The organism is Tolumonas auensis DSM 9187, from assembly GCF_000023065.1.
Classification (GTDB): Bacteria; Pseudomonadota; Gammaproteobacteria; order Enterobacterales; family Aeromonadaceae; genus Tolumonas; species Tolumonas auensis.
Genome location: NC_012691.1, coordinates 776,447 through 802,638, shown reverse-complemented (window position 1 = coordinate 802,638; position 26,192 = coordinate 776,447). Strand labels below are relative to the sequence as shown.

The following is a 26,192-nucleotide window of genomic DNA, read 5'->3' as shown; positions in this document are numbered from 1 at the left end:
ATCAATCTTTCCAGGCTAACTCCTCTTCAAGCGAAGAAATCCTTTCCTCCAACTTCGCGTTTTCTTCAGATAAGTCACTGAATGAAGCAGATACTATTTTCCCATCTAAGTAGGTCATCCCTGCACTGATTGATGGTTCCTGACCATCAGGATAATCAAATACAAACGTCATCTTGCTCATGAATGGCTCCCAATTTTTATTTGCTCACAACCAGAAACACCTGCATTCAATCTAACTTGCCGACCCGCCTTATACCCATCAGCAACAGCGCCGGTATCTCTGGATGTTCCATTGGCTTCACGAACCTTGCCCGTTTCAAGATTTGGGATTTTTTGCTCTTTAAACAGCCGAATTAATTCCCGCTCTTTTTCATTAGGTGATAAATCGGTCACCTGCTGATATACGCCGCTCACCCAACCTTCACAAAACAAATCTGCACGAGCTGTTTTAGTGCTGGCTTTCAATCGTTTATTCAGGCTTCCTGAGTATTCACGACGCGCTTTAAGCAGCTGTCTTGATAAAACTGTGTAGCAATATGCTGCTATCTCAACGTTGGTATTCAAACCAATGAAATTGCAGCGACAACCATCAAAAATATCGTGACGCATATAAGCTTCAACACCAAATGCCCGACAAATTAGTGTTGTCAGCATTACGCTCCACTTCGGCTGTTTAATGCTTTTATTTGCCATCTTGGCGCCATGTTCTGCAATTGAACTTAAATCAACATCTGACTGTGAAAGCTGATGTTCATTCATCAATGCCTGAGCCTTACGCATCGCATTAGCTGCTTCATGTGGGTTGCTGCTATTAGCCAGCGCCATGAGTTTTTTAATTTTGTCTAAGATCCGTTGATTACTCATGCTGCCTCCTTCATTCCGATGTACTCTTTCAGTCCTTGTTGAACTGCGACAATGATTCGACACAGATAGACGTATGATGGATTTAGCTTCTGGGGGAAGCTTATTTCATACCAAGGTCCTTCAAATAACTTCTGGCAAACATCAAAATCAACCATGGATAAGCCATCCTTAAGCATCTCAATGGATGCGTTTTCCCAGATTTCTCTGGCATCAAATTCACTGATATCACCATTGCGACGAGATTTAAGAACGGCTTTCCAAATCATTTCCTGCACAGCATCTTCATCATCAATATGGCTTTGCATACTCTGAAGATTGTTAGCTAAATAATCTTCACCACAGTCAATGAAGAACTGCTCAACACTGCGACCGGACATGGCAGGCCAAAATGATGACCAGCTTTTACCGTAACATTCGATGATTATTTTCCCTTTCCCGGGCTCATAATTTTCGAGAATTACGGTTATTGGATCTAATTTGTCCAGCTCAGATAGGCGTACCTTTGTGACCGTTGATTTTTCAACTTTCATGCTGCAGCTCCAAACCGATGGCACAGAACCTGATGCCAGAGCGGGTTGTGAGTTCTCAATAAATGCTGAACACTCCCGTCTGATACCCCAATTGCCGGCTGTTCATCACTCCCTTTGCGTACCACGATTTTCGGTGCGCGGGGATAGATTGCAAAACACCGGTAATACGTGACCATCGGGACCCCTTTTGTATAGGTCGGATTCGGCATCGGCTTGCTGTCAATGTCGAACCGTGGGTCATGTACCACATACGACATGACGGATTGCACCATGCGTTTATGAACCCCGATCACCTCAGCTATTTCAACTGCGGACATCCAACGCCCAGCGTCTAACAGCGTTTGGGCTATCAGCGCTTTCTTCGTTACTTTCTTAGTTAATATCTCCATAATCACCTCGTACTTTTGACTGCTTGCTAGGCTGCTCATCAGTACCGGAGCACCACCTCCGGCAGACAGGCCCTCCGGGGCCTGTTTCGCTTATTCGTTTACTGCATCAGCCAGGGCTTTAGCCGCCTTGAACTTCACCGTCTTCTTAGCCGCAATCTCAACGGTTTCACCGGTTTGCGGGTTACGCCCCAAACGTGCCGCTTTATTCAGGATGGAGAACGTTCCGATACCTGGTATCAATAACGGCTCACCCGCTACCAGCTGGCGCTGCAGCACTTTACCCAGCGCAAATAGCGCCTCATCGGCAATGTGTTTAGCGGTATTCATTTCTGTAGCAACGGCATTGATTAACTCTGCTTTTTTCATGGTTTAACTCCTGTTTAAATTTCTTTTGGTGGTCTTGGTTTACTGCAAAAATCGGCACGGTTAATTGCCCATGTCCGGTTAACTTCACTGGCGGTGGCATCAGCTGCAAGCAACCAGAATTTACGAGCCCACTGATAGTATTCATCGCGTTCAAACTGAGCGGCTTGCTCAGCTAACTCTCTGTATTCCTGGCTCATGGCTACACCTTCGCTGAATCAAGGGGGATCTGGACATAGCGCCCGTCCTGCTGACGTTCATACAACCGCAGATATTGGCTGGTTCCGGTGATCTGAATCGCGTCTGCAATGGCATCCATCGCGGATTTCCAATCTGGATCGTCGATGCTGATCTGGCGTAATGACAGCACCTGATTCACATCAATATGCCCTTGTTTACTGACGCGAAACGCATGCTCTACCAAGGCTTTCAGCTCTGACTGAGCGCCTTCCGACCACTTAGCGATGCATTCATCAATCAGTGTCTTTGCAGCCTGGATCCGTTCATCAAAAACACGGTGCTCACCGACCGCGCGGATTAGTTTGTAACGGCCATCGAATGACATCATGGTCACGTTGCCTTTAACACCACCCCATTCGACGCCATATTCAGCCGCGGAAAGGTCGCAGAAATCGGCAATTTTCTGCATGGATTGCAGCTTGAATGAAGCCAGTGCATTACGTTGTTCGATAGCCTTGGCAATGATGTCGCGCACGACGTCATCACGCAGTTTGTCTACCGGAGAAATCAGGTCTTCCGGAACCAGATGGCCAGCCGAATTAACCCGGTGACCGGCTGGGATGCTTGCTTGTAAATTCATCGTTTTATCCTCGTTAATTAAGTAACTGACCAACCGGAACGGCGGCACTTGGCGGTTCAAGAAGTTCAACACCAGCCTGTTCCGCTGCCTGCTCAATCAACCCTGGCAACAGAGCAGCCAGATTCGTTTTCAACATAACTCCCAGATCGTTCCAGGTATCGTCGCCATCATGTCTTGATGAGATCAGAACCCCTTCGCCATCCGGGCAATCTCCCAGGAGAATGCGAATTTCATATGCCATTACATGTCCCTCCATTTCACGCAAACACCCGCCATCCGAGCCGCATAGGTTGTGCGCCATAAGCCGTTAACGCGCTCATGAACCATGACAGCCTCATCAACCAATCCAGACACAGGTCGGTCAACAGTGATAACCGGTGTCGGAGCCAAAAACTTAGATACAATGTTTGCCCCCTGGCTTTTGATGAACAGGAGCACTTCGGCAAATTGAACTTTTTCAGCTGTTGTCATTTCCCGTCCCTCTGCAGTTGTTTCAGTAAGCGGTTGTATCTGACTGCCATGGCATCAAGTTCAGACTTAAGCAGGTCATTCATAATCTTTTGCACAGAACCACTGGTCCCTGCATCTGAATTGGCCTGCCGCTCAAGACGGCGAATAACCGCTGATGCGTCATATAATGCGACGGCTGCTTTTTGCTCCCCAACATCAGCGACATGAAGCCGGATCGGCTGGCGTAACAACTCTGTTTCATCAATCTGGCTATAAGGGCATCCGGAACGGCATGCCTTATAAAGCTTTATTGCCATCGGGTTATCACCCAATTCACCAGCCTGCTTTTTCTGGTGAGCCATGCACAAGTGCTGTGGAATTTCACCGAGGATCGGGCAGTTAACCTTTGCCCCCATGAAAACGCTTTCCACTACCTGGCGAACACGTTCTAAATCGCCGGGATATTTGTCGTTACAGGTCTGACTAATAAGAGTTCTTGATAAACCCGTCTTGTCAGCGACTTTTTGCAGTGAGGTTTTTTTGACCTCGGAGCGCAACACTTCAAGCCACGCGCTGCTCATCACCTGCCCCCTTAGTAAATGGATAAAGGACCAGTTCATTTTGATCCCAACATCCTGTCTTTCGGACAATGGGTGACATCCGTCCGGTATCTCGGGTCAACCTGTAACTGCTTGATTGACCTTTGACTTCATCGTTTGGTTTTCTGGTATCAACCCTTTTAACAGCAGACACATAACCAGCAGCGACCAGTTTCCTGATAAATTCATCCGCTGTTTTTTTGCATACGCCAGCTGTTATACACAGGCTGTCAGCCGTAAAAACCCGTGAGATTTTCATGGAGTTCCACATTTTCTGACGTCCGGTTTTTGTCTTCTGATTTCGAATCAAATCACCGGGATTCCCGCCTTTGCCAATTCGAGGTTGGCTACCAGGCACCATTGCAAATCTTTTAGGTCGCCCTGGAACACCAGGGCTTCCGATATGTCGCAAATAGTTCTGTTTAACCCAGCGATTAACTGTTGTTCTGCATTGCTCCAGATCCATTTCAATTGCGTTGGATAACTCTGGAACTGTGAACTGCGGATGAGCCTGGATAAACCGCCAGGCATCTGCCCTTTTGTTGTTTTGTTCTTCCGTCATTACCAGTTTCCCCGTTGCTTTTGTTTTTAATTACTGGCGAACACGACGAACGTCGTGGAACAATTCACGTTCATCAACATCACCAATACCGATGATGTCGACATCCGATGCCATTGCCATTTTTTCAATCTTGTCGAGAGCGCTGACGATGGTACGTACCATGCCGTTGGAACGACGACGGATCAGATCCAACAGTTCCTCATCAATATTGACTGGCACTTCCAGCATTTCTTTGGCAATCAAAGCAACGTCATCCAGATCAGCTGGTTTAAATTCAATCCATTGCGAGATCCGGTTAAACAGCTGTTTGCGTTGACTTATACGGCGGGCGATTTCCTCCATCCCGACCAGGACAAGAGGTTGTTCTGTGGCGTCATAAATATCGCGCAATGTTTCAAGAATGCGGGAGTTACCGACGATGTAATCGGCCTCATCAATGAACAGGCACATCTGATCACGACGAACAACTTCCACAATTCCGTCAACCATGCTGCGCAATGTATGACGTGGCGTAATGCCAATTTCACGGCAAATCTGTTCCAGCAGTGAAGTTACGGTGTCCGTTCTGTAGCAACGGATGTAGATCCCATTCACCTCATCCTGGTTAAACAAATATTCGACCGCGGTGGTTTTACCAAACCCACTAGGACCGTGGATCAAACCGATACCAGGTACCATGGTTGAACGGTTTAAAAGACTGTCCAACAGATGCTCTGTTCTGAGCATATTTTTGACTTCAACAATTTTGTGTTTCATGATGTTTATCTCCTGTTTAAAGGGGTTGCGCGCCGGTTATCCATTAGCCTTGGACTGGCGCGCTGTTTTCAGCTCGTCCAAATGACGTGTGATCCGTTTAGCCATTAATTTGTGGCTTCTCATGTATTTGTTTAACCATTGTTTTTCGCGTTCAGGCAGTGGTTGATCCAACTCCTTCTCAGCAAGAATCAATGCCTGTTCATACTCTGTTTTAAGCACCTTCGATTCCTGACCTGCTTTCAATTCCTGCTCAGCCTGTTTAGCCAAACGGCGAGCCTCCAGCGCAGCCAGCTCCTCATCGCTAAATGCTTTTTGTTGGTCAATGGCAGGGATAGCATTTGTTAATGCTGATAACGCTGGGTTATCCAATTCGATATCGCTTTGTTTGAACTGGAGAGTGTCTTTAGCCTGTTCCACAAAGTGGTTGATAACGTCCTGGTGCAAGGTATCGACACCCCATGTTTTAGCCAGGTTGCGCATTTCACGACGAAACGAGGCCAGTGCTTTTGCATCCGCTTTTTTCGCAGCACGGAATGCATCCGGACTAACACCATTTCCAAGAAGATCGAGATTGATAGCTTCAACCCGTTCACTCCAATCACCGGCGCGGTACAGAACGGCACGACCAACATCACTTGGGTCGAGGAATACACTGACTCGCTGTGCTTTCCATGAGTGTTCCATCAATTCAGGCGCTGAATACTTAACACCACCTGCTTTAATAAACCCTTTAGATACCGTGGCTTCTCCAATGTGATTCAGCAGCAGATCAAGTGCTGACTCGTCAACAATGGCTGACCGTTGATAGCGGGCATCCTGATATTTCTCGTTAGGGGTTTTACCCAGAGTGCTGTGCTTTTTGTTGTGATAACGGGCATCCAGCCAGTTATCGAGCAATTCCTGCAGCTCACCCGCAGTCATTGCAAGTTGATAGACATCGCGTTGATCATCAGGCTTGCGTTTATCAGCCAGGCGTTCAGCAAAACTTTTTCTGGCTTCAATCACTGATCGATCTGCAACGCAGTGACCGATATAGCTCGGAAGTAACTCAATCATTCCGTGTGATAGCGTTCTGAAAAAACGCTCGATATGGGGTTTTTCCCAACCCGAATAAGCGTTGGATCTGCTGACGTTGATATCCAATAAACTGCAAATAGACATCACTCGTTTACTGACATAATCAGATCCATTGTCAGTTCGCATAACGCCATTAGGATTAATGGTTCCCCAGGCAAGAAAAGTCTTTCTCAATAAGAGGCAAATGCCTTCACTGCTACTTGATTTGGCGACTAACAAGCGGACACGGCGAGTGAATACGTCGATGACAGCAATGATTGAATGACGACCATCAATCAACATTGCATCAACAGGCGTTGAGTCGAATTCCCAAACGTCATTTGGCTGACTCATCCACTGATACATGGTTTCAACAGCAGTACGATACTGGTTGTTATAGGCATCAGGATTGGTGACATAAGTGAATGCAGCTTTGTTATCACTTAACCAGCGGGTTAAATAACGACGCAGGCTGGACGCACTAGGCACGTCCCAATCAAGCTGATTCATTGACTTATATTCAGTAGCCAACTCATGCAGCGTGCTCCATTTATTTGCCAGGTGAGGTTTGCTGGTTACAACAGCAATCAGGAACTGTGCTAATGACTGATTCCTGTCCAGCTTGGTTTCGCGTTTCCCCTGGTAGTTACCTGCCAGAGAAGCAGGGCCAACGCTATCCAGAGAGTCCTGCCAACGCATCAATGTTCTGTAACTGAACGAACGTTGCTGGTCATAAACTGAGTCTGGAAGCTGTATCTGACGAGCAGCATAAGCTTCGCAAAACAACCGACGACCGACGTCGAGCTGGTTACATGCGCGGTAAGACGACAGAAACACATCAGCGACCTGCAGGATCAGCAGTCTGGAATCAGCGCGTTTCCGTTGTTCTGGCTTGAGAGCAATCAGCTTGCGGCCGTTCTCTATTTTCGCCTGGACAGATACCGCGCTTTTATCAGCAAGAGCCGCCATCGCAACCCCAGCCTTGGCATGATCCTGAATAGCTGAAGCCGTTTCAGATGCCATGGTTTTAGCCAGATAAGCGCGCGTTTCAGAAGGTAGTGAACTTATATGGTATTCAAGACCTTTCCCTGATTCTCGTTTTCTGTTTTTCCAATCCTCACGATCAGCTTTTTTACGTACACCATCTTGGTATTGCGGCAACCCAACCAATCCAGCCAATTCAGATGAGATAAACCATTCTTTCATTGGTCACCTCCAAGCAAATCGACTCCAATAGATTTTGATAAAGCGGACATAATTGTGCGCGCCTCCATTCTTTTTGGACTTACACCATTAGATGGGGCATAGCGTTTTATGCAACGTTGTACAGCGCGGGGATGGAACTTGTTTTCACGAGCCCAAGAGGCTTGTGAATAACCAAGCTTCATAAGCTCTGCTCTAATCCATTCCTGAGTTTTGACTGACATATAAACCACCTTTTGGTATCTTTAAGTGTCGCAAAGCGAACAAACACACATTCACAAAAGAATGATTTAACGTCGCACCGCGTCACATAAGAATGATTGATCAACACTAAAAGAATGGCAAGTCTTTTTGTGCTGGTATTTTTTCTATTTATCATTCTTGAAAGACGCAAAATCAGAGAAATGTAGATATGTCAGATAGTTACGATGAAAAAATACTGGCAATCAAAAAAGATACTAAGGAATCTTTTCAGGCTGATGGAATAGATACCATTCATATAAGGCTGGAAGAGCTTAAGGGTGACTTAAGTTATAAAGATTTCGGCGGCAAAGTAGGGATAAGCGAATCAGGGGTAAGGAAATATTTCCCGCCTTACTTTTCAATGCCAGCGATCGACAAGTTCATACAAATAGCGAACGCCCACAACGTAAACCTTGATTGGCTTGCTACTGGTGTCGGCCCAAAGTACCGAGGGGATGATTATCCTATTGCGGTAACAAGCGCTAAGCACAGCTGCGTTTGCAAAGATGAATTCGACGAAGAATATGCGTTGATACCTGGTTACCACATTAATGTCAGTACCGGCCCCGGCAGTGCCCTGGAAAATGAAACTGTAAAGCGGCACCTGGCATTCCGTCGCAAATGGCTGAAGTTCCGAGGCTTAGATATAGCCAGGCTGGCTGTGGTGTTTGCCAAGGGTGATTCTATGGAACCTACGATACATAGCGGAGACAGCATCCTGATTGATACAGGGCACAATCAGATAGAGGATGGGAGTATCTTCGTGCTTCGCCTGGGCGACGACCTTTACGCTAAGCGACTGCAGAAGAACTACGACGGCAGCATCACCATCATTAGTGATAACAAGGCAGACTATCAGCCCCAGGTTGTCCCGGCTGACCATCTATATAACCTGGCAGTGATTGGCAAAGTGGTCTGGGTTGGCCACGACATTCATTAACCCCGGCCGGTTAACTAATTGTTAGCGTTTAAACAGTCACTGACTTATCCAGGCGGTAATTTTAAATGCCTGGATAAACGTTTCTTGGATATGACATTTTAAATGACCCCGCGGCATTCAATGCTTTCGATGTGACATTTTAGACGGATCTCTCGGATCGCATTATTTTAAGCCCCAATCTGCCCTCAAACCCTTGCCACTGCAGAGTTTTTCCCATATGTTCCCGTTTAATATCTAGTGATCCCGGTTATGACAGATTGAGTGACTGGTTACACTTTCAGCCTGATTGGTGAATATCTGGCTGGTCAGGTTGACTCTTATTTTGCCGTGCTGACACGTACCTTCTTAGCCGCACTGGTGTTTCTTCCCTTTTTACGACGTCGCTGGCTGAACTGGAAATTGGCAATACAACTGATGCTGATTGGTGCGATCCAGTTAGGCGTGATGTATATCTTTTACTACCGGTCATTTCTGTTATTAACCGTGCCGGAAGTGCTGATTTTTACTATTTTCACGCCGATTTATATCACGCTGTATTATGACTGGCTCGCACGCCGGTTCTCGCCTTATTACCTGCTAACCGCCGTGCTCTCGGTGATCGGCGCAGCGCTGATCCGGTACGATGCCTTGACCAGTGACTATCTGCTGGGCTTCCTTGTGGTACAAGGCGCAAATATCTGTTTTGCCATAGGGCAAGTCGCGTATAAACAATTGCTCGCCAAACAGACCGAACAACCGCCCCATCTGGCAATTTTTGGCTGTTTTCATCTTGGTGCACTGCTGGTATCGGTGCTTAGCTGGTTCTTGTTCGGTAAAGCGCACTATCCTGAGCACCCGACTCAGTGGGCGATATTGATCTGGCTGGGCGCCGGGGCTTCGGGGTTAGGTTATTTCCTGTGGAATAAAGGTGCCACGCTGGTTAATGCCGGTGCTTTGGCCATCATGAATAATGCGTTGATTCCGGCTGGTCTGATAGTAAACCTGCTGATTTGGAACCGGGACACCAATTTGCTGAAATTACTCACCGGCGGCGGTGTGATCCTGCTATCGCTCTATCTGAATGAGCGCTACACCCGGCGCAGAAAACCTTAACGCACCGCACTTTATTCAGGCATTTGATCCAGATCATACGATTTGGAGCAGTTCCATTTGCCAATAATGTCCTTCATCCCGTAACCTGTGCTAATCAGAGGTAGTCACTGATAATTCTATCTGTAAAAATTTTGTTATTTCATAGAATTAAAGCCATTTAAGGAGTTTGGGGTGTCAGGAAAATATTCGGTAAAACTCTATGATGTTGTCATTGGCTACACCCAACTGGAGAAGGCTGATCCGCCACTGGGTCTGGTGTCAGGTAAAATAGAATTACAGAACCTTGATTCGGGCTATGATTTTTTCTCTGTGTACTGCAAAGAAACAGAAGCTCAAATCAACGTTGATTATCCTGATTTTAAGTTCATTGACGCAGAGTCAATCCGTGGGCTTGGCATCTTTAATAGCCTGGACATCCCCATCAATGGCACAACCACGACAATTCGTGGATTTGACAGTGATAGTTTTGAAATCGAAGTCACTGGTATTCCTAAAACGGAATATGAAACATTATTCCCTGAACACAATGCAGCGTATGAGAATCAGTTTAAAGCCCAGTTGCGCAGTGAATAAACGCTGGAATTGATCCATATCATTTCATTACAGCGGTTCCGTTTGCAAATCAACAATGACATCCAGTAACCTGTTCTCTATGAAACGCAAGGATTTGCACATCAGCAGAGGGAACAGGCCAGTGGTGCTATCAACCAAGGGCGGTAGCGTTGCTTTACAAATCAGAAAACGGACTGCGTACACCGTTCGCTCCATGCTGTAATACATGCGTGTAGATCTGAGTCGTTTTTACATCACTGTGTCCTAATTGCTCTTGTACTGTCCGAATGTCAGTACCTCTGGCCAGCAAATGTGTCGCAAATGAATGTCTTAAATTGCCACAACATGGATTTCGGTGCCGCAGGCATTTTTTGCGCTAATGCAAAAGGCATCCAGACTCCGGCATAATCTGGATGTTCAACATCTTGTTTGTGATAAAACGTAACCTGACGAATTTGCTCACGTAGTGCAGGTACTAATTCCGGCGCTAATGTCACCCTACGATGTTTTCCACCTTTGCCATTCCAGATCATCAAAGATAAATAATGGAAATCAATATCCTGTATGCGCAGTCGCATTGCCTCCATCAAACGCAATCCACTGCCATACATAAGTTGAGCTGGTAAACGCAAATGAGCTGGTAATACTGAGAGTAAATCCCGAATTTCTGCAGGAGTTAACACGGTAGGTAATTTCCTTATATAAAAACACCAATGCATTTAACGCCAGAGATTGTGTCTTTACTGCGACACTTCGTTCATTCGCCAGGAATGACAGAAACTGTTCAACCTCAATATTGCCCATCTGAGCAGGATGCTGATTACGGTGAAAACGAATAAACCAGCGGATCCAATAGATATAAGCTTCGATTGTACTTTTGGCATAATGCCGAACAACCATAAACTCAAAAACCGATGCTAAAAAAGGAGAAGAAGGTTTTTGCATTCAACATGAATCCTGTATGTAAAAACAGTATTTTGATACTACTATAACTTTTACAAACTATATGGATTTTCTCTGCCTTTGCTTTTTGATAAAACAAAATAACAGCATGATTTTATTGAAGTTTAACGGTTTTTTGTGAAAAGTTACAGGTAGATTTTATGGAACGCTCACACAGAGAAATGTGGCGTTAATCGGTAGAATAAATTGTTATGTATTTAAATCAACCACACATTAAATATGAATAGAAATCAATTTGAATTAATTTACTCGTTATCCAAGAAACAACCTTGGTTAGAGTACAAGTACGATGAGCTAATTTCATTGCTTTTCGAAGAATGTGATAGCATTGAAAAACGTGAGCTTATCGTAGAGCTATTATCTCGCTTTGTTTATATTTCTAATGATGATTACTTGAAATGTTTAGATGCTCTAGTAGATAAAATTACTAATACAGAAAATATCAGTGATGATACTACCCAAATAGTTGCACTCACAGCAGATGCTAATGCAGATAGTGCACAATATTTACTATACGGACTCAAAAGCAAGCTTGCAAAGGCAGGCTGGAATAACTGCAAACTTGTAAATACATTTGGAAGAGCATATCGTACTTATACAGACAATAAAAATAAGCATAAAAATATAATTTTTATAGATGAGTTTATTGGTTCAGGTCAAACAGTGCTTAGTCGTGTCGCCGAAACTAGAAGAGTATTTGAAAATAAAAACATAAATGACATTAATATTCATGTATATACATTAGCTGCCACCACTATTGGTTTGAAAAAAATCAGAGATAAAAATATCCACGTAGAAACAATTAGAGAGATTTCTCGAGGCATATCTGATCATTATGATGAGAAAACTAAAGAAACTAAAATAAATTTAATGTTAAGCCTTGAAAGCATCTTATTGAATAGAATATCAAACAGAGATATTCAAGAATTTTCCCTTGGTTATGGCCAATGTGAATCATTATATTGCAGAGAAGAAGGGAATACGCCAAATAACGTATTTCCTATTTTTTGGTGGCCGAAATTAATTGATTCTACAGATAGACCACACCTTTTAACAAGGTTCATGGATGATAATTGATGAAACTAAATAATATTGAAAAACTATTCATTAGTACATTATTCAATAGCAATAAGAAACTAGACCCGTTTACTATATTTAAACGAATGAAGGTTAGCTTCCCAGAGTATACAAAAACATATAATAATTTAATAGAAAAACAACTTATTGAAGAGTCTAATGATAAAATTTCTCTTTCCAAAAAAGGTATGGATGCAGCATTAATAAATGCAAACGCCCTTAGTCGACACTGGCGGGATACCCCAAAAAAATATTTAATTGATAAGCCATCAAGTGCAGATCCGTACATTCCAAATATTAATCTGCTAGACAAATTTAACTTCCCTACAGCAAAAAAACATATAGAATAGGAGCTGGCTTACAGAAGCTAGTACGTTAGAGTGTAGTCGCTCTCCGGGATAAGGCTCCCGTTAACCAACGTACAATAACTATTCAAAAAGCGAATAGTTATTGTACCGTACCAAAAGGACTCCGTCCTTTGTGGTAGCTCTTAAGTTAAGAAAATATTGCGTGTCGCAATATTTTCTTACTTGAAGAGGGGTTGCAAGTAAAGAAGGTAGCTTCTGTAAGCTTTTTATATGAAAAAAAACAACACAATAGAATACTGGATTTCATACTTAATAAGTCACGGTGTATCTTTAGATATTATTGAAGAATACACTCCATACATTACGAATTTAGTCGATAAAAATCTTCCTGTAATTTTCGAGCTTGAACACCTTTCGTTATTGATAGGCATAAAATATCTAGAGCTTTTAAAAATGATCCACTCTCCAGACTCATTTTATAGAGAGTTCGATATCCCCAAGAAAAAAGGTGGTGTTAGACATATTGTATCTCCATATCCGTCCCTATTATCTTGTCAAAAATGGATTTACAATAATATTCTGAAAAAAATATCAATTCATCCTGCTGCACATGGATTTAATCTCAATCATTCGATTGTAACTAATGCTCAATCTCATCTAAATAAAAAATGTTTATTACAAATGGATGTTAAAGATTTTTTCCCATCACTGCCAATAAATTGGGTTATAAATCTGTTTAGCTCTTTAGGATATTCTCATAATGTTTCATTTAATTTAGCGTCACTGTGTTGTTTAAATGACAAATTACCACAAGGAGCAGCCACAAGCCCATATTTATCAAATATTCTATTGGTGGGGTTAGATAAAAGATTGTCATTGTTGTCTACATCTTATCAGTTAACATACACAAGATATGCTGATGATCTCTGTTTTTCAGGTGAGTATATTCCTCACGAATTAATACAAACAATAGAATCTATAATTATTGATTACAATTTAACACCAAATAAAAATAAAACCAGATTACAACTAAATAACAACAAAAGAATAGTAACTGGCATATCAGTATCTGGCCCCAAAGCAACAATACCTCGGCAACTTAAACGTGAATTAAAACAAGAACTTTACTACATACAAAAACATGGTTATTTATCACATGTAACCAAAATGAAGATTTCAAACCCTAAATGTCTGCAATCCTTAGAAGGTAAATTTTCTTTTTGGTTACAAGTTGAACCAGATAATGATTTTGCAAAGAAATCATTAATGTTTTTAATCAAATTAAGAAAAGAAAATACATAACAAAAACTTGAAACTGGACGTGGACTTCACCCACTTTTTCGGACACGCATTGATAACTAATCCAGAGGTCATCAATGCCCGCTTATACCAATGCTAAACGTATTTTTAAGTACTCTGACGAGTTCAAAATGAAAGCCGTTCAATGGAGTTTTGACCCTCAGCGATCAGTAAAGGATGTCGCTGCTGCACTGGACATTCATCCTTTTATGTTGTCTCGTTGGCGTAAAGAATTTCGTGAAGGGAAATATGGTCCGATGAAGCCCACAACCAAACCTTCTGAGCCCAATGCCCAGCTCAAAGAGCAGGATGAGCTTAAAAAACTCAGAAAACGTATTGCTGAACTTGAAGAGGAAAATGACATCCTAAAAAAGTGGCAACGCTTTCTGGCCGAGGAACGACGGAAGCATTCCAATTCATAAAAAAGCATGCTTCTCGCCTCTCTGTGAAACGTCTTTGCCAACGCGTAGTGGCTATTATGACTGGCTAAAGCGCACTCCCAGTGTTCACACGCAACAGGATGCTGTGTTACTGACGCACATTAAGCGCGTCTTCAAGGCATCGGCGGAACGATACGGCAGTCCTAAAATTTATCAGGCATTACGCGCTGAAAGCATTGTCATCAGCCGCAAACGTGTTGCCAGATTGATGAGAGAAAATGGTTTAAAAGCCCGTGTTGAGCGGGTTTATAAGCGATTAAGTAAGCTTCGGGCTGAATTAAAAGTTCTGCCTAATTACAGGCTACAGGCTCCAAAACCAACGGGGCCGAACCAGCAATGGTCCAGCGATGTGACTTATATCCGCCATGGCCGTCGGCACGTATTCCTGGCCGTGATTGTCGATCTCTGGTCGCGAAAAATTATTGGCTGGTCGCTTCAAGAGAAGCTCAATGCGGAATTCTCGGTTGCCGCCTTGTATCAAGCATTGAAGCAACGCAAACCCAAAGCGGGATTAATTTTACATACTGATCGTGGTGTTGAGTTCAGAGCACAAGCCATGCAAATCTGGCTCAATAAATTTGGGATCCGACATAGTATGAACCGGCCAGGTCAGTGCACCGATAACGCTGAAGTTGAATCGTTTTTTAAGACGTTAAAGTCTGAACTGATTTACGAAAATTATTTTCCGACTGTATCTGCACTGAGAGATCAGATCAGCAGATACATCCGGAATTTTTATAATAAGGTGCGGCTGCACAGTAGCCTCAATTATGTATCTCCGATACAGTTTGAACATGCTGCTTAATAAACGCGTGTCCGTTTTATCGGGTGAACATCAACGGCATTGCATGCCGCCATTTAAGTAAAAGTTATACATATTGCGACATTATCAATATTTGAGGAAAATTTAGTGCCTAAAATTACCTTTCAAGTCGACACTCGATTAGCAAAGTTATTAGCCGAAAACTATCGTTCCTCAGAAAGAGCATTAAAAGAATTAATTGATAATGGTTGGGATGCTGATGCTGAACATATAAATATAAGTTTACCAGAACCATTAACAAGTGATCCGGTTATTGTATGTGATAATGGTTCTGGAATGACAGAACATGAACTGCTTAAAGAGTATTTATATATCGCTAGTGATCGCAGGCAAAGAAGAGGTGAACTGACAAGTCAAAAAAAGCGCAAAGTTAAAGGGAAGAAAGGAATTGGAAAATTTGCTGGTCTCATGATTGCAAACGCGATGCAAGTGGAGACATGGACAAGAGGTAAAAAGTGTACCTTTTCTTTAACAACCGCAGATTTAGAAAATGCAAATGATATCGAAGATTTGTCAGTAAACTTAAACATTGTTGATATTCCAGATTCTAAAAGCCATGGCACTAAGATAACATTATCAAATTTGGTTCAAAACCTATCATTCCCAAGCCCCGATAAATTAAGACAACTTTTACTACAAGAATATGGCAGAAGTGATGATATAGAAATCACAGTCAACGATAAAAAATTAGGTATTGATGATATACAAGGTAGTTATACTCAGTTAAAACACAATCTCCCTAATGTCGGCGAATTAAATATCCGATTTACAGTTTCAAACCAAAAAGGGAAATTAAAACAACCAGGAATATCAATTCGCGTAGGTGGAAAAATAGTAGGTTCCCCTACCTTCTTTGGTTTAGATAGAGAAGAAGATTTCCCAACAAAATTATTAGATAAAATCTATGGTGAAATCGAAGCTGATGGCTTATTTGACCATGTTACGGCCGATTGGGGAGCATTAATTGAAAACAGTGAACTATTCACTGAAATTCAAGAATTCATAAAACCATTACTCAAAGAAAAAGTAAAAGAAGAATATGGCAGAGAAATGAGTTTAGCTCAAGCTAGACTAACAAGAAAAATAAATGAAAGATTATCTGCCTTACCTGAATATAAACGTGTATATGCAGATAAAGCCATAAAATCCATTCTAGGTAGATATTATGGAGAGCCTGAATCAAAAGTCGAACCAATTGTAAGCGTGTTACTTGATGCCGTAGAAAAAACTGATTACAGAGCAATACTAGATTATATTCACGCGGCAGAACATTCTGAGATATCAAAATTAGCAGAAGCCCTTAGTGAATTCGGATTAGCAGAATTAGCAATAGTTGGTGAGCAAGCAAAAAGCCGATTAGAGTTTCTAGACCGATTTGAAGAGCTTTGTCAAAAAGAAGAAACAGAAGAATATGTTGTTCACTCAGCTTTAGAAAAGTGTTTGTGGGTGTTTGGTGCTAATTATTCAGTATTTAGCAGCAATAGAACCCTTAAAAGACAAGTTGAAGATTTTCTTAATAAAAACTATATTGGTGAGCGAGCTAATAAACGACCTGACTTGCTTTTAAATGTAAACTTTGCTAATGAATATTTACTTATCGAATTTAAACGCCCAAGTCATTCTTTGCAATATAAAGACTATCAACAAGCAACAGCCTATAGAAATGATTTTGTTCCATACACATCATCAAAAATTACTGTGATATTGATCGGTGGTAAACGAGGAATTGATTTGCCACCATCTCACCACATGGAGCCTAACACTAATGTTTTTATATTCGATGAAATAATTGCTAGTGCTCGACACCAATTAAATTGGTTATTAAAAGAGCTTGGTGGTGAGCAACACGCATAGAAAATATGTATAACAAAAACTTAAATTTGGACGGCACTACGTGCCGCCAATTAAGTTGAAGTTAGCCGCTTTAAGCGGTGATTTATTCAAGACTGGCGCGAATATCAGCAATTGTAAGAAACAGCTTATTAGTTGAATCTTGAAATGGCGTAAATCCAAACTTTTCATAAAAGCCAATTGCACCATCTTTCGCATCAACAATAACGACCGGAAAAGCCACGGTTTCACTGGCTTGCAGTAATCGGCTCAAAGCATCAATCAGCAACCACTCTCCGTGACCTTGTTTTGCATAGCGTTTATCTATAGCTAAACGAGCAATCAGTCCGCCTGAACTGGCATTGTGATGCTTTTTTTGCAATTTATCGGGTAATGCACTGAGGTCTATTGGTGTCATGGTTAACGTGTAATAACCAATCACCCGTTCTGAATTTTGCTCTTCTACGAGCACAAATGTTCGCGTGTTATCTTTCTGTGATTGCTGGTTGGCCATCACTTTCAAATAGTTATTCAGGCTTTCTACACCACAATCAAAATGCTGTCGGTCATGCGTTGCTTTATCCAGCTTCACCGTCATCATTATGTTTTAGCCTTGTAGCGTTCTGCGGCCTGTTGCAATCTGGCATTCGGTTTTGTTGGTGCGTCCAGCGCATCAGCTAACATCATGGCATCACGTTGAGACAGTTTTAGCGCTCTTTCACGTTCCATGATTTGTTTTGCTTTATCGATGGCTGCATTAAGTACAAATGAGTTGATACTCGTCATACCAGCAATCGCTGCCGCTTGAGCAAGTAAATCTTGTGTTTCTGCGTCAACACGCGCAGTGATACGAGGTAATGCGGTTGCCATAATCAATCTCCAATGTGTGTCATTGTGGCACAACATGATTATGGCACTTTATTAACGATTAGCCAATATGTGTCAATCTGGCACCTAGCGGCTAACAAAACTAAATGTGGGACGGCTTTCAGCCACCGTACAATTCGAAGTTAGCCCCCAAGCGAATTCACTCTCCCGCAAGGAAGTTTTCACAATGGACATCCCACGAATATTCAACATCACTGAAAGTGCTCACCGCATCCATAACCCGTTCACACCCGATAAGTTCGCCACTCTCGGCATGGCGTTGCATCTGGAGCCTGGGGCACGAGTGCTCGACCTCGGCAGTGGTTCGGGGGAAATGCTATGCACCTGGGCACGCGATCACGGCATCGTCGGCACTGGCATCGACATGAGTCAGTTGTTCACCGAGCAAGCGAAACTTCGTGCTGAAGAACTCGGCGTTGCCCATCAGGTTAAGTTCATTCATGGCGATGCAGCGGGTTACGTCTCTGATGAGAAGGTCGACGTGGCCGCCTGCGTTGGCGCAACCTGGATCGCCAGAGGAGTCGCCGGCACTATCGCGCTTCTGGCGCGAAGCCTGCGCACCGGAGGGATCATTCTCATCGGCGAGCCCTACTGGCGGCAATTGCCGCCAACAGAAGATATTGCCAAGCGATGTCTTGCCAACTCAATCGCTGACTTCCTCGTGCTTCCAGAATTTATTTCGTCTTTCGGCCACCTCGGCTACGACGTTGTTGAAATGGTTCTGGCCAACCAAGACGGTTGGGACAGATACGAAGCGGCCAAATGGCTCACTATGCGCCGGTGGCTTGAAGCCAATCCCGACGACGAGTTAGCCAACGAGGTTCGAGCCCAACTGACCTCGGAACCCGAGCGTTACGCCGCTTACACGCGTGAATACCTGGGCTGGGGTGTGTTCGCGCTGATGAGGCGGTGATGAGTTGGGGCATCCGGGATGCGGGCTTTCGTGATTTTGCCCTGCGTCAAGGCATGAGGATTCTTTAGTCTGGTACAACGTTCTTGTTTATTTGGAAATGGATGCAATGACATTACTAAGAACCAGTGCGACACATCCGCTGCAAATCGCAGAGGTGCGAGCCAATGAACATTTTGGCTTTATTGGAATTACCTTTTGTCCGGGTAAATACGATCGTTATGCGGTAACAGGAATTTGGGAAAGAGATCTTCAGGCAGATTTAGATGTTATAGAAGCATGGAATGCCAGTGTCGTTTTAACCCTGCTGGAATCTGAAGAATTTCATACTCTAAAGGTCACGGAGTTAGGCCAAGAGGTGACAAAACGCGGCATGCTTTGGATCCATCTGCCAATCAAAGATTTTTCAGTGCCCGATCAGCAATTCGAAACGCGTTGGCAGGACGAGGGAAAAGTCATTCGGCAGCGGTTGCGTGCCAGAGAAAACATACTGGTGCACTGTAAAGGCGGGTTGGGTCGGGCCGGGATGATCGCCAGTCGTCTTTTGGTGGAATTGGGAATGGATCCAGCAGAAGCAATCCGCCTGGTGAGACACCGACGTCAAGGTGCGATAGAAACACCGGGACAACTTTCTGTGGTTCGGGCAACAAAGGCCATCATGGATGAATGACCAGATTGAAAGGCCGATAGACACCACAACCATGATACGGGTTGGCGGCCAGCTTGGCAGCAATTGCGCTGGAATTTACGAAGACAATAATGGGCAACGTTATTACGTAAAAGAGTTGGAATCACCCATGCTTGCGAAGAACGAATGGATCGCGGCTCAGCTTTATCAACTCGCCGGTGCGCCAACTCTCACCTATATTCCAACCGTTAATTCGCATCAGGTCGCGACTCGGTGGGAAAAGCTGGATAAACAAAGCCTCGCTCAATTTTCTGACGACGAACGCCGGCAAGCTCAGCAATGGTTTGCCGTTCATGCGTGGATGGCCAATTGGGATGCCGTCGGATTACACGGTGATAATCAGGGTGTACTGAATGGACAAGTGATCACCATCGATGTTGGTGGTGCGTTGCTATTTCGAGCCTATGGCGATCCAAAAGGCAAGGCCTTTGGCAACGATGTCTATGAAATCATCACGTTAAGAACAAATCAAGACAATCGCCGTGCATACGATCTTTTTGGTTCAATGAGTAAATTACAGTTGATTGACGCTTTATCGCGCGTCAGCCGGCTTTCGGACGACGCTATCATTCACACCATTCAACAACATGGCGGTAGTGACAAGTTGGCCATCAAGATGGTGAATCGCAAACACTCCATCACCACTCAATTAACAACATTAATGCAGCACAGTAATGATGATTAATAAAATCTAAGCACCTGTAATACAAAGGAAACACCTGACAACGGACTGGAGCAACTTCGAATGGTTGCACGATGAGGCTAAGAGGGCTTGCTGATATGCTAACGACTCCTTTAACACCAGTGAAACCAAACCTGACTCGCTATGTTGATGCACAGATGGGTATCTTCGATTCCGCATTGGCAGAGTTGAAACGGGGCAAAAAAACCGGGCATTGGATGTGGTTCATATTCCCCCAAATTAAAGGCTTAGGCTCTAGCGCAACAAGTGAATATTTTGGAATACATGGCCGTGAAGAAGCGGAAGACTACTTATCTGATCCTATCCTTGGTAAAAGATTGATCGAATGCGCGAACACTCTGGTATCTATTGACGGAGTCACAGCGGAGGATATTTTCGGATACCCCGATGTATTAAAACTCCGCTCATCCATGACTTTGTTTGAAAGTGTATCCTGCGAGAATAATGTATTTTCACAAGTGCTCGAGAAGTATTATCAGGGCCAGAGAGATGAAAGAACGCTTGAGTTACTGGACAGGACGGTTTTCAACCGCCATTTAGCCGGAGGTTAAACTCCCGGAGGTGCTTGATGAATATTTCATCTCAAGAACTAAAATTCCACAGGATGTTGTTCTATACAATGCCAACAGTTTTATTCAACATATTGCGTCTCTTTGTGGTGTAGAAACCGGTGCTGTGATGATTTTGATGCGGGATCACCTGGAGTATCTGTTCGGACAATATGCTGAAATTTCAATGGGAAGGCCAGCCAGAGATTCGGAAACCGATACAACGCCGTTATTTTATGCGCAGTTGCTTATCTTCAGAGAATTCATGCATCATATGAAATTCCCATCATTAAAGATCATCAATTCTGCGAAATGAGAATTTAAGGATGTTTCATGTCTGGTTACAAACTCAAGGCTGGTTGTCATTGCGGTAATATCACTGCAATGGTTGAACTCACCTCCCCGCCTTCGACTCTGAATCCGAGAGCCTGTGATTGTGATTTTTGCCGTAAACACGGCGCGGCTTATGTTTCTGATCCCAAAGGCAAACTCACAATATCAGTAAGAGAACCAGAATTATTGGGCAAATATCATCAAGGCAGCGGTACTGCTGATTTTCTCTTCTGTCGTCAGTGTGGTGTATTAGTTGGTGTTTCGTTCCAACAGGAACAGAATATGTACGCCACAATTAATGCCCGTATCATTGAGAATGCTGTTTTCGGTGATACCTGCTCTGCATCGCCAAAGAAATTATCAACAGCCGAAAAAATTGCCCGTTGGCAGACGGTTTGGTTTTCTCACGTTAGTATTAACGCATAGTGTTTTTTCCCATTTAGTTAGCATTATTTTATTGTTCAGTTTGGAAAATTAAGATGTTTAAGAAAATTAGTGAAGGTTTCGGATTTGGTTTAGGTTTTTCTCTTGCAGCGCTTATCGTTTCGGGCATCGCATGGTCTGGTTATATTCAGCCTCAGGTAATGAAACACAATGCTGAACTGACTACACAAATGGAGCACTCATCGGCTCAACGAGCAGATACGCCAACAGTTTTAACTAAAAGCGACTTACAACAAAAAGAATGTAGTTTATTGATTCTTCTGTATGGCGACACACAAGATACTGAAATTGCAAATTCAATAAAAAAACTTTGCCGTTAGTAATAGTTAACAAAGATTCAAACTCGTTCGCGTTCGTTCACAGGGCAATATCACATACCACCGTTTAACTAGAAGTTAACTTCTCAGGAGAATTACGATGCTTAAAGGTAGTTGTTTGTGTAACGCCATTCAGTATGAAATTCATGGTGAATTGGGCCCGACAATGATGTGTCATTGTTCTAAATGCCGGAAAGCCAATGGCTCTGCTTATGCTGTCAATGCTGTGGTCAAAACGGATGAATTCCATTTTGTGAAAGGCAAAGAGTTTGTCGCAGAGTTTGAATCGACGCCCGGTGTATTCCGTTCATTCTGCAAACAATGTGGTTCTCCCCTGTACAGCCGCCGTCCTTCACAACCGGATGTACTACGACTCCGTATCGGCACCCTGGACACACCGGTCGATGTCAAACCACTCGCTCATATCTTTGTGGGTTCGAAAGCTTCATGGGATGAAATCCATGATGATATTCCGCAATATGAAGAACGACCTTAACAGCGAGTTGTGATAGCGTGACGACAATTTCTTGCTGATATTTCAGGTCTTATGTTTATTGTCATTTTTTATTTCATCATCAGTGTCGTCACCTACATCACTTACGCAATAGATAAGTCTGCTGCTGAACAGAACCGCTGGCGAATCCAGGAAAACACACTGCATATGCTTGCTTTAGTCGGCGGCTGGCCTGGCGCGTTGATAGCGCAGAGAACGCTGCGGCATAAAACGCAGAAAATATCGTTCCAGATAGTTTACTGGGCAACCGTGGGTTTCAATCTGGCCGGGTTGGTCTGGATCATCTCAAACCCGGAACTGATGTTTTAATCAGACTCATTGAATGAGTGTCATATGTAACGCTGTATTTGTCTTTCCTGCAACAAGGTATAATGCCGGATTACTTTCCCTTGGCTGGACACGCTCATGAATGATGAGAACAATTATAAAAATAACCCGCTGCACGGTGTTAGCTTAAAAACCCTGTTGAATGAAATGGTGGAACACTACGGTTTCGAGATCCTTTTTGCCTATTTAAATATCAATTGTTTTAAGACCAATCCGAGCATTGATTCCAGTGTGAAGTTTCTTAAAAAAACGGATTGGGCGCGGGAAAAAGTTGAAGCTTTCTATTTATATCAATTTAAAAGCCTGCCACGGGCGTCTGCTGAACAGTTTGAATTGCCACCCAGAGATCGTATTGTGCCTCAGGGGCAAATGCCGGGTGAGCCAGCCGAGTTGAGTCTGGAAGATGCTGAGCGTTTGCGTGAAAAACGAGCGCAAAAAACAGCGGCGCGAAGCCAGAATACGGGCTATCGCTCAAGCGCGGGTACGAGCTTTAACTCTCCGCGAGGTAGCGGGTATTCGGACAATCGGGCGAGTGATTCAGCTGATCCATGGGCGAAGTGGCGAAAGTAACCAGACTACGAAGGAGATACACATTAATGAAAGAAATCGAAATTAACAAAGAACCTGTTGAACTCTACAAGATATTGAAATTTGAAAGCATTGTATCCAGTGGTGGTGAAGCCAAAGCGGTAATTGATGATGGTCAGGTTTTGGTAAATGGCGAAGTTGAAACCAGAAAACGAAAGAAAATCGTTGCCGGCGATATCATTGAATTTATGAATGAAAAATTCAAAATCGTATTAAATAAAGACATGCAAGTCTGAATCAGATTTATAGAGACGGCGTTATTTTGTCCTTTCCTTAAACATGGTAATATTATGTGCATGTAAAGCAAAACCACTTATCAGACGGCAGACATGCTGTCAGGTAAGCTATTCAGTTAATCAGGAAAAGGTGCAGAATGAGCGGATTACCACAATGTCCGAAATGTAATTCGGAATACACTTACGAAGATGGCAACATGTATGTTTGCCCTGAGTGTGCCAATGAATGGTCAAAAGATGCCGCTGAAAGCACAGAAGAAACCAAAGTCTTCCGCGATGCGCACGGCAACGAACTTCAGGATGGCGATACCGTCACGGTGATCAAAGATCTGAAGGTAAAAGGCTCTTCATTAGTGGTTAAAATCGGCACTAAAGTAAAAAATATCCGTCTGATCGATGGTGATCATGACATCGACTGCAAAATCGATGGCATCGGTGCCATGCAGCTGAAAACGGAATTCGTTAAAAAAGCATAAGACCAAATCGCCTGCTACAGTGCCGGAATGCCGCCAAAAGGCTGTTTTCCGGCATTGTCTGGTGTGTCTTGTGACAAGACCGGATGGCCCTCATCCGGTTGTCTGTAAAAAACACAAATCTAACTGACAGCAACCACGCGAATATCTGTTAAAATTCCCTGACATTTTAGCAGTGGGTCAAGGTGACACTACTGCGGTTTAAATCAGGACATGTTTGTGACCAATAATGATATTCTGCGCCGTCTCCGCTATACCTTTGACTTTAACGATTCCAAAATGATCGCTGTGTTTGGCCTGGCTGATCATCAGGTAACCCGGGCGCAAGTCAGCAGTTGGTTAAAAAACGACTCCGATCCAGATTATCAATCATGTAATGACGCCACCTTTGCTCTGTTCCTGAACGGTTTGATTAATGAAAAACGCGGGAAAAGAGAAGGCGCACAACCTGCACCAGAGCAATCGTTAACCAATAACATCATCTTCCGCAAATTGAAGATCGCGTTAGATATGAAAGACGATGACATCCTGGCCATCATGGAGCTGGCTGATTTACGGATCAGCAAACACGAACTGAGTGCATTCTTCCGCAAGGCAGATCATAAGCATTACCGTGAGTGTAAAGATCAGATACTGCGGAACTTCCTGAAAGGTATTCAGCTTAAATACCGTCCTGGCGATCAATCTGAGACCTTCGAGTAATACTGATATCCTGCTTGCCACAGCGCATCCGCAAAGGAGATTGTGGCAAGCAGGATAGAAAAAGTCCGCTCATCCCCCTTCCGAAAACTCTGCCACTGCGTTTGAAGCTCTTCAGATAGTGTGTTGTCTATACTAAACAGATGACTACTACCAGCATTCCCACCATCCTGTTTGGTGCCTTTGATCGCCATAATTTTGGTGATCTGCTGTTTCCCCATATAGCCGCTGCATTGCTGCCAGATACTCCTGTGCTTTTTGCCGGACTGGCCGCGGTGGATTTACGCCAATATGGCGGTCATCAGGTTCAGTCTCTCCCGCAACTTGCCGCTGAGTGGGGTAAAAGCCCGGTCAATCTGATGCATGTGGGCGGTGAAATCCTGACATGTGATGCCTGGCTGACCGCAGTTATGCTGTTACCTCAGCAACAGGTGCAGCCTGTGATTGCCCGCTTTGATCGCCAACCGGCGGAAAGATTAGCTTGGGCACAACAGCAGTTGAGGCTTGCCGGATTAGCCCCCTATTGCGCAGATCGGGCGTTATTCCCGCAGATGCACCGCATGATTTACAACGGCGTGGGTGGGGTGGATTTTAATGATTACCCGGCTGATTTTCGGGCGGAAGTTATCCGCAAACTGAAAGCAGCAGAGGTAGTCAGTGTCAGAGATCGGCAGACATTCTCACAGCTGAAATCTTACGGTATCGACGCACAGCTCATCCCGGATCCGGCGGTGATGGTGGAGGATCTGTTCACCCCGAAAATCCGGCAACATGCTAAATCAGCTGAAATAGCCCAGATAAAAAAGACCTGCCCGCAAGGCTATATAGCCGTGCAGTTCAGTGCTGATTTCGGCGATGATATGACGCTTGCAACCATCGCCGCACAGCTGGATAAAGTCGTTGCCGGAACCGGTTATGCTGTCGTCCTCTTCCGCGCCGGGGCCGCCCCCTGGCATGATAATTTGGCTTGTTATCAGCGCGTCGCATCCCGTATGTCAGCACCAGCGGTCATCCTTTTCGAATCACTTAATATCTGGGATATCTGTGCACTGATTGCTGACAGCCGGCTCTATTGCGGCAGTAGCCTGCACGGTCGCATCATCGCGATGGCTTTTGCCCTGCCCCGCGTGAATTTGTGCCATGCTGAACAGAGAGCGTGCGTAACGAAACAAGCGGCGTTCGCGGCGACATGGGATCTCTCAGCTCTGCCAGCGACGGTGGCGCCGGAAGAGATGGCACAAGGGATCGTTGATGTGCTGGCGGTCGATCGGGACGCGTTACAGCAGAAAGCCCGCGAACTGGTGCGACGTTATCGTCAGGGGTTCACCGCTCTCTGTGCCGGACTGAAATAATAACCTCAGGGGA

The 26,192-nt window shown here is 44.0% G+C and carries 41 protein-coding genes, 1 other RNA gene and 1 pseudogene; 23 read left to right on the top strand and 20 right to left on the bottom strand.

Annotation, left to right across the window (positions count from 1 at the left end; all coding sequences use genetic code 11):
• Position 1 precedes the first annotated feature (1 nt).
• The 15 genes from TOLA_RS03725 to TOLA_RS03660 form a co-directional block, all read right to left on the bottom strand.
• A complete protein-coding gene (locus TOLA_RS03725) occupies positions 2-181 on the bottom strand; it encodes a hypothetical protein (RefSeq protein WP_012728953.1) in 180 nt (59 codons plus the stop codon).
• Entirely contained in the window at positions 178-864 is a 687-nt protein-coding gene (locus tag TOLA_RS03720) for a DUF2786 domain-containing protein (RefSeq protein ID WP_012728952.1), read from the bottom strand. The genes TOLA_RS03725 and TOLA_RS03720 overlap by 4 nt, the downstream gene beginning before the upstream one ends.
• Positions 861-1,394 carry a phiTE_072 family protein gene (locus TOLA_RS03715; protein ID WP_012728951.1) on the bottom strand — a complete coding sequence of 178 codons (534 nt, stop codon included), beginning with the start codon at positions 1,392-1,394 and terminating at the stop codon, positions 861-863. Before TOLA_RS03715 ends, TOLA_RS03720 begins: the two co-directional genes overlap by 4 nt.
• Positions 1,391-1,822, bottom strand: coding sequence for a hypothetical protein (locus tag TOLA_RS03710; protein WP_041609459.1), 432 nt, complete (start codon positions 1,820-1,822; stop codon positions 1,391-1,393). The genes TOLA_RS03715 and TOLA_RS03710 overlap by 4 nt, the downstream gene beginning before the upstream one ends.
• An RNA gene (locus TOLA_RS16435) (hammerhead ribozyme type II) lies at positions 1,809-1,875 on the bottom strand. Before TOLA_RS16435 ends, TOLA_RS03710 begins: the two co-directional genes overlap by 14 nt.
• Positions 1,874-2,149: an HU family DNA-binding protein gene (locus TOLA_RS03705; protein WP_012728949.1), complete on the bottom strand. Its 276-nt coding sequence runs from the start codon at positions 2,147-2,149 to the stop codon at positions 1,874-1,876. The genes TOLA_RS16435 and TOLA_RS03705 overlap by 2 nt, the downstream gene beginning before the upstream one ends.
• A 14-nt stretch (positions 2,150-2,163) precedes the next feature.
• Positions 2,164-2,346: an ANR family transcriptional regulator gene (locus tag TOLA_RS03700; protein ID WP_012728948.1), complete on the bottom strand. Its 183-nt coding sequence runs from the start codon at positions 2,344-2,346 to the stop codon at positions 2,164-2,166.
• 2 nt (positions 2,347-2,348) lie between these two features.
• Positions 2,349-2,966, bottom strand: a complete 618-nt coding sequence (locus TOLA_RS03695; RefSeq protein WP_012728947.1) for a DUF3164 family protein — start codon at positions 2,964-2,966, stop codon at positions 2,349-2,351.
• 13 nt (positions 2,967-2,979) lie between these two features.
• Positions 2,980-3,207: a hypothetical protein gene (locus tag TOLA_RS03690; RefSeq protein WP_012728946.1), complete on the bottom strand. Its 228-nt coding sequence runs from the start codon at positions 3,205-3,207 to the stop codon at positions 2,980-2,982.
• Positions 3,207-3,437: a hypothetical protein gene (locus TOLA_RS03685; protein WP_012728945.1), complete on the bottom strand. Its 231-nt coding sequence runs from the start codon at positions 3,435-3,437 to the stop codon at positions 3,207-3,209. The genes TOLA_RS03690 and TOLA_RS03685 overlap by 1 nt, the downstream gene beginning before the upstream one ends.
• Positions 3,434-3,997 carry a hypothetical protein gene (locus tag TOLA_RS03680; RefSeq protein ID WP_012728944.1) on the bottom strand — a complete coding sequence of 188 codons (564 nt, stop codon included), beginning with the start codon at positions 3,995-3,997 and terminating at the stop codon, positions 3,434-3,436. Before TOLA_RS03680 ends, TOLA_RS03685 begins: the two co-directional genes overlap by 4 nt.
• Entirely contained in the window at positions 3,978-4,577 is a 600-nt protein-coding gene (locus tag TOLA_RS03675) for a hypothetical protein (protein ID WP_012728943.1), read from the bottom strand. Before TOLA_RS03675 ends, TOLA_RS03680 begins: the two co-directional genes overlap by 20 nt.
• A 30-nt stretch (positions 4,578-4,607) precedes the next feature.
• Positions 4,608-5,333: an AAA family ATPase gene (locus TOLA_RS03670; protein WP_012728942.1), complete on the bottom strand. Its 726-nt coding sequence runs from the start codon at positions 5,331-5,333 to the stop codon at positions 4,608-4,610.
• Between the two features lie 36 nt (positions 5,334-5,369).
• Positions 5,370-7,595: a DNA-binding protein gene (locus tag TOLA_RS03665; RefSeq protein ID WP_012728941.1), complete on the bottom strand. Its 2,226-nt coding sequence runs from the start codon at positions 7,593-7,595 to the stop codon at positions 5,370-5,372.
• Positions 7,592-7,816: a helix-turn-helix domain-containing protein gene (locus tag TOLA_RS03660; protein ID WP_012728940.1), complete on the bottom strand. Its 225-nt coding sequence runs from the start codon at positions 7,814-7,816 to the stop codon at positions 7,592-7,594. The genes TOLA_RS03665 and TOLA_RS03660 overlap by 4 nt, the downstream gene beginning before the upstream one ends.
• A 188-nt stretch (positions 7,817-8,004) precedes the next feature.
• Between TOLA_RS03660 and TOLA_RS03655 the strand changes: the two genes are divergently transcribed.
• From TOLA_RS03655 to TOLA_RS03645, 3 genes are all read left to right on the top strand, one after another.
• Positions 8,005-8,775, top strand: a complete 771-nt coding sequence (locus tag TOLA_RS03655) for a S24 family peptidase (RefSeq protein WP_012728939.1) — start codon at positions 8,005-8,007, stop codon at positions 8,773-8,775.
• 261 nt (positions 8,776-9,036) lie between these two features.
• Entirely contained in the window at positions 9,037-9,867 is an 831-nt protein-coding gene (locus TOLA_RS03650) for a DMT family transporter (RefSeq protein ID WP_012728938.1), read from the top strand.
• Between the two features lie 171 nt (positions 9,868-10,038).
• Positions 10,039-10,440 carry a hypothetical protein gene (locus tag TOLA_RS03645; RefSeq protein ID WP_012728937.1) on the top strand — a complete coding sequence of 134 codons (402 nt, stop codon included), beginning with the start codon at positions 10,039-10,041 and terminating at the stop codon, positions 10,438-10,440.
• Between the two features lie 154 nt (positions 10,441-10,594).
• Here TOLA_RS03645 and TOLA_RS16955 read toward each other — a convergent pair whose 3' ends face one another.
• The 3 genes from TOLA_RS16955 to TOLA_RS16945 are packed head-to-tail and all read right to left on the bottom strand — an operon-like array spanning position 10,595 to position 11,364.
• Complete coding sequence (locus TOLA_RS16955; RefSeq protein ID WP_342606878.1) at positions 10,595-10,729, bottom strand: tyrosine-type recombinase/integrase; 135 nt, start codon at positions 10,727-10,729, stop codon at positions 10,595-10,597.
• Complete coding sequence (locus TOLA_RS16950; RefSeq protein ID WP_281054813.1) at positions 10,710-11,051, bottom strand: tyrosine-type recombinase/integrase; 342 nt, start codon at positions 11,049-11,051, stop codon at positions 10,710-10,712. The genes TOLA_RS16955 and TOLA_RS16950 overlap by 20 nt, the downstream gene beginning before the upstream one ends.
• A complete protein-coding gene (locus tag TOLA_RS16945) occupies positions 10,972-11,364 on the bottom strand; it encodes a phage integrase N-terminal SAM-like domain-containing protein (protein WP_148210411.1) in 393 nt (130 codons plus the stop codon). Before TOLA_RS16945 ends, TOLA_RS16950 begins: the two co-directional genes overlap by 80 nt.
• A 237-nt stretch (positions 11,365-11,601) precedes the next feature.
• Between TOLA_RS16945 and TOLA_RS03635 the strand changes: the two genes are divergently transcribed.
• The 6 genes from TOLA_RS03635 to TOLA_RS03610 all read left to right on the top strand — a co-directional run bounded on the left by TOLA_RS03635 (position 11,602) and on the right by TOLA_RS03610 (position 17,183).
• Entirely contained in the window at positions 11,602-12,459 is an 858-nt protein-coding gene (locus TOLA_RS03635) for a phosphoribosyltransferase-like protein (protein ID WP_012728935.1), read from the top strand.
• Entirely contained in the window at positions 12,459-12,809 is a 351-nt protein-coding gene (locus TOLA_RS03630) for a hypothetical protein (RefSeq protein WP_012728934.1), read from the top strand. Before TOLA_RS03635 ends, TOLA_RS03630 begins: the two co-directional genes overlap by 1 nt.
• 228 nt (positions 12,810-13,037) lie before the next feature.
• The gene (locus TOLA_RS03625) at positions 13,038-14,069 is read left to right on the top strand and encodes a reverse transcriptase family protein (protein ID WP_012728933.1); all 1,032 of its coding nucleotides are present in this window, start codon (positions 13,038-13,040) and stop codon (positions 14,067-14,069) included.
• 74 nt (positions 14,070-14,143) lie between these two features.
• Entirely contained in the window at positions 14,144-14,488 is a 345-nt protein-coding gene (locus TOLA_RS03620) for a transposase (RefSeq protein WP_012728932.1), read from the top strand.
• Positions 14,475-15,311, top strand: a complete 837-nt coding sequence (locus TOLA_RS03615) for an IS3 family transposase (protein WP_148210410.1) — start codon at positions 14,475-14,477, stop codon at positions 15,309-15,311. The genes TOLA_RS03620 and TOLA_RS03615 overlap by 14 nt, the downstream gene beginning before the upstream one ends.
• Before the next feature lie 105 nt (positions 15,312-15,416).
• Complete coding sequence (locus TOLA_RS03610; RefSeq protein WP_012728930.1) at positions 15,417-17,183, top strand: ATP-binding protein; 1,767 nt, start codon at positions 15,417-15,419, stop codon at positions 17,181-17,183.
• 82 nt (positions 17,184-17,265) lie between these two features.
• Here TOLA_RS03610 and TOLA_RS03605 read toward each other — a convergent pair whose 3' ends face one another.
• Positions 17,266-17,760 (bottom strand): GNAT family N-acetyltransferase, encoded by a 495-nt coding sequence (locus TOLA_RS03605; protein WP_012728929.1) that lies wholly within the window; start codon positions 17,758-17,760, stop codon positions 17,266-17,268.
• Positions 17,760-18,029 carry a type II toxin-antitoxin system TacA family antitoxin gene (locus TOLA_RS03600; protein WP_012728928.1) on the bottom strand — a complete coding sequence of 90 codons (270 nt, stop codon included), beginning with the start codon at positions 18,027-18,029 and terminating at the stop codon, positions 17,760-17,762. The genes TOLA_RS03605 and TOLA_RS03600 overlap by 1 nt, the downstream gene beginning before the upstream one ends.
• Before the next feature lie 184 nt (positions 18,030-18,213).
• Between TOLA_RS03600 and TOLA_RS03595 the strand changes: the two genes are divergently transcribed.
• The 14 genes and pseudogenes from TOLA_RS03595 (at position 18,214) to TOLA_RS03530 (ending at position 26,179) form a co-directional block, all read left to right on the top strand.
• Complete coding sequence (locus tag TOLA_RS03595) at positions 18,214-18,960, top strand: SAM-dependent methyltransferase (RefSeq protein ID WP_012728927.1); 747 nt, start codon at positions 18,214-18,216, stop codon at positions 18,958-18,960.
• Positions 18,961-19,066: 106 nt separating this feature from the next.
• Complete coding sequence (locus tag TOLA_RS03590; protein WP_012728926.1) at positions 19,067-19,627, top strand: cyclin-dependent kinase inhibitor 3 family protein; 561 nt, start codon at positions 19,067-19,069, stop codon at positions 19,625-19,627.
• Entirely contained in the window at positions 19,620-20,330 is a 711-nt protein-coding gene (locus TOLA_RS03585; RefSeq protein ID WP_012728925.1) for a hypothetical protein, read from the top strand. Before TOLA_RS03590 ends, TOLA_RS03585 begins: the two co-directional genes overlap by 8 nt.
• Positions 20,331-20,425: 95 nt before the next feature.
• Positions 20,426-20,899 (top strand): DUF1810 domain-containing protein, encoded by a 474-nt coding sequence (locus TOLA_RS03580; protein ID WP_012728924.1) that lies wholly within the window; start codon positions 20,426-20,428, stop codon positions 20,897-20,899.
• Positions 20,900-20,909: 10 nt separating this feature from the next.
• A complete protein-coding gene (locus TOLA_RS03575; RefSeq protein WP_012728923.1) occupies positions 20,910-21,212 on the top strand; it encodes a hypothetical protein in 303 nt (100 codons plus the stop codon).
• Positions 21,213-21,229: 17 nt separating this feature from the next.
• Positions 21,230-21,655 (top strand): GFA family protein, encoded by a 426-nt coding sequence (locus tag TOLA_RS03570; RefSeq protein ID WP_012728922.1) that lies wholly within the window; start codon positions 21,230-21,232, stop codon positions 21,653-21,655.
• Positions 21,656-21,708: 53 nt separating this feature from the next.
• A complete protein-coding gene (locus TOLA_RS03565; protein ID WP_012728921.1) occupies positions 21,709-21,993 on the top strand; it encodes a hypothetical protein in 285 nt (94 codons plus the stop codon).
• A 97-nt stretch (positions 21,994-22,090) separates the two neighbouring features.
• The gene (locus TOLA_RS03560; RefSeq protein ID WP_012728920.1) at positions 22,091-22,486 is read left to right on the top strand and encodes a GFA family protein; all 396 of its coding nucleotides are present in this window, start codon (positions 22,091-22,093) and stop codon (positions 22,484-22,486) included.
• Between the two features lie 51 nt (positions 22,487-22,537).
• Positions 22,538-22,813, top strand: coding sequence for a DUF1294 domain-containing protein (locus TOLA_RS03555; RefSeq protein WP_012728919.1), 276 nt, complete (start codon positions 22,538-22,540; stop codon positions 22,811-22,813).
• 96 nt (positions 22,814-22,909) lie between these two features.
• Positions 22,910-23,122 (top strand): annotated as a pseudogene (locus tag TOLA_RS16870) (VF530 family protein); the annotation flags it as partial.
• A 305-nt stretch (positions 23,123-23,427) separates the two neighbouring features.
• Positions 23,428-23,655, top strand: coding sequence for an RNA-binding S4 domain-containing protein (locus TOLA_RS03545; RefSeq protein ID WP_012728917.1), 228 nt, complete (start codon positions 23,428-23,430; stop codon positions 23,653-23,655).
• A 137-nt stretch (positions 23,656-23,792) separates the two neighbouring features.
• Positions 23,793-24,131 carry a zinc ribbon domain-containing protein YjdM gene (locus TOLA_RS03540; protein WP_012728916.1) on the top strand — a complete coding sequence of 113 codons (339 nt, stop codon included), beginning with the start codon at positions 23,793-23,795 and terminating at the stop codon, positions 24,129-24,131.
• A 216-nt stretch (positions 24,132-24,347) separates the two neighbouring features.
• The gene (locus TOLA_RS03535) at positions 24,348-24,830 is read left to right on the top strand and encodes a YehS family protein (protein ID WP_012728915.1); all 483 of its coding nucleotides are present in this window, start codon (positions 24,348-24,350) and stop codon (positions 24,828-24,830) included.
• Between the two features lie 140 nt (positions 24,831-24,970).
• On the top strand, positions 24,971-26,179 hold the full coding sequence (locus TOLA_RS03530) for a polysaccharide pyruvyl transferase family protein (RefSeq protein ID WP_012728914.1): 1,209 nt from the start codon (positions 24,971-24,973) through the stop codon (positions 26,177-26,179).
• Positions 26,180-26,192 lie beyond the last annotated feature (13 nt).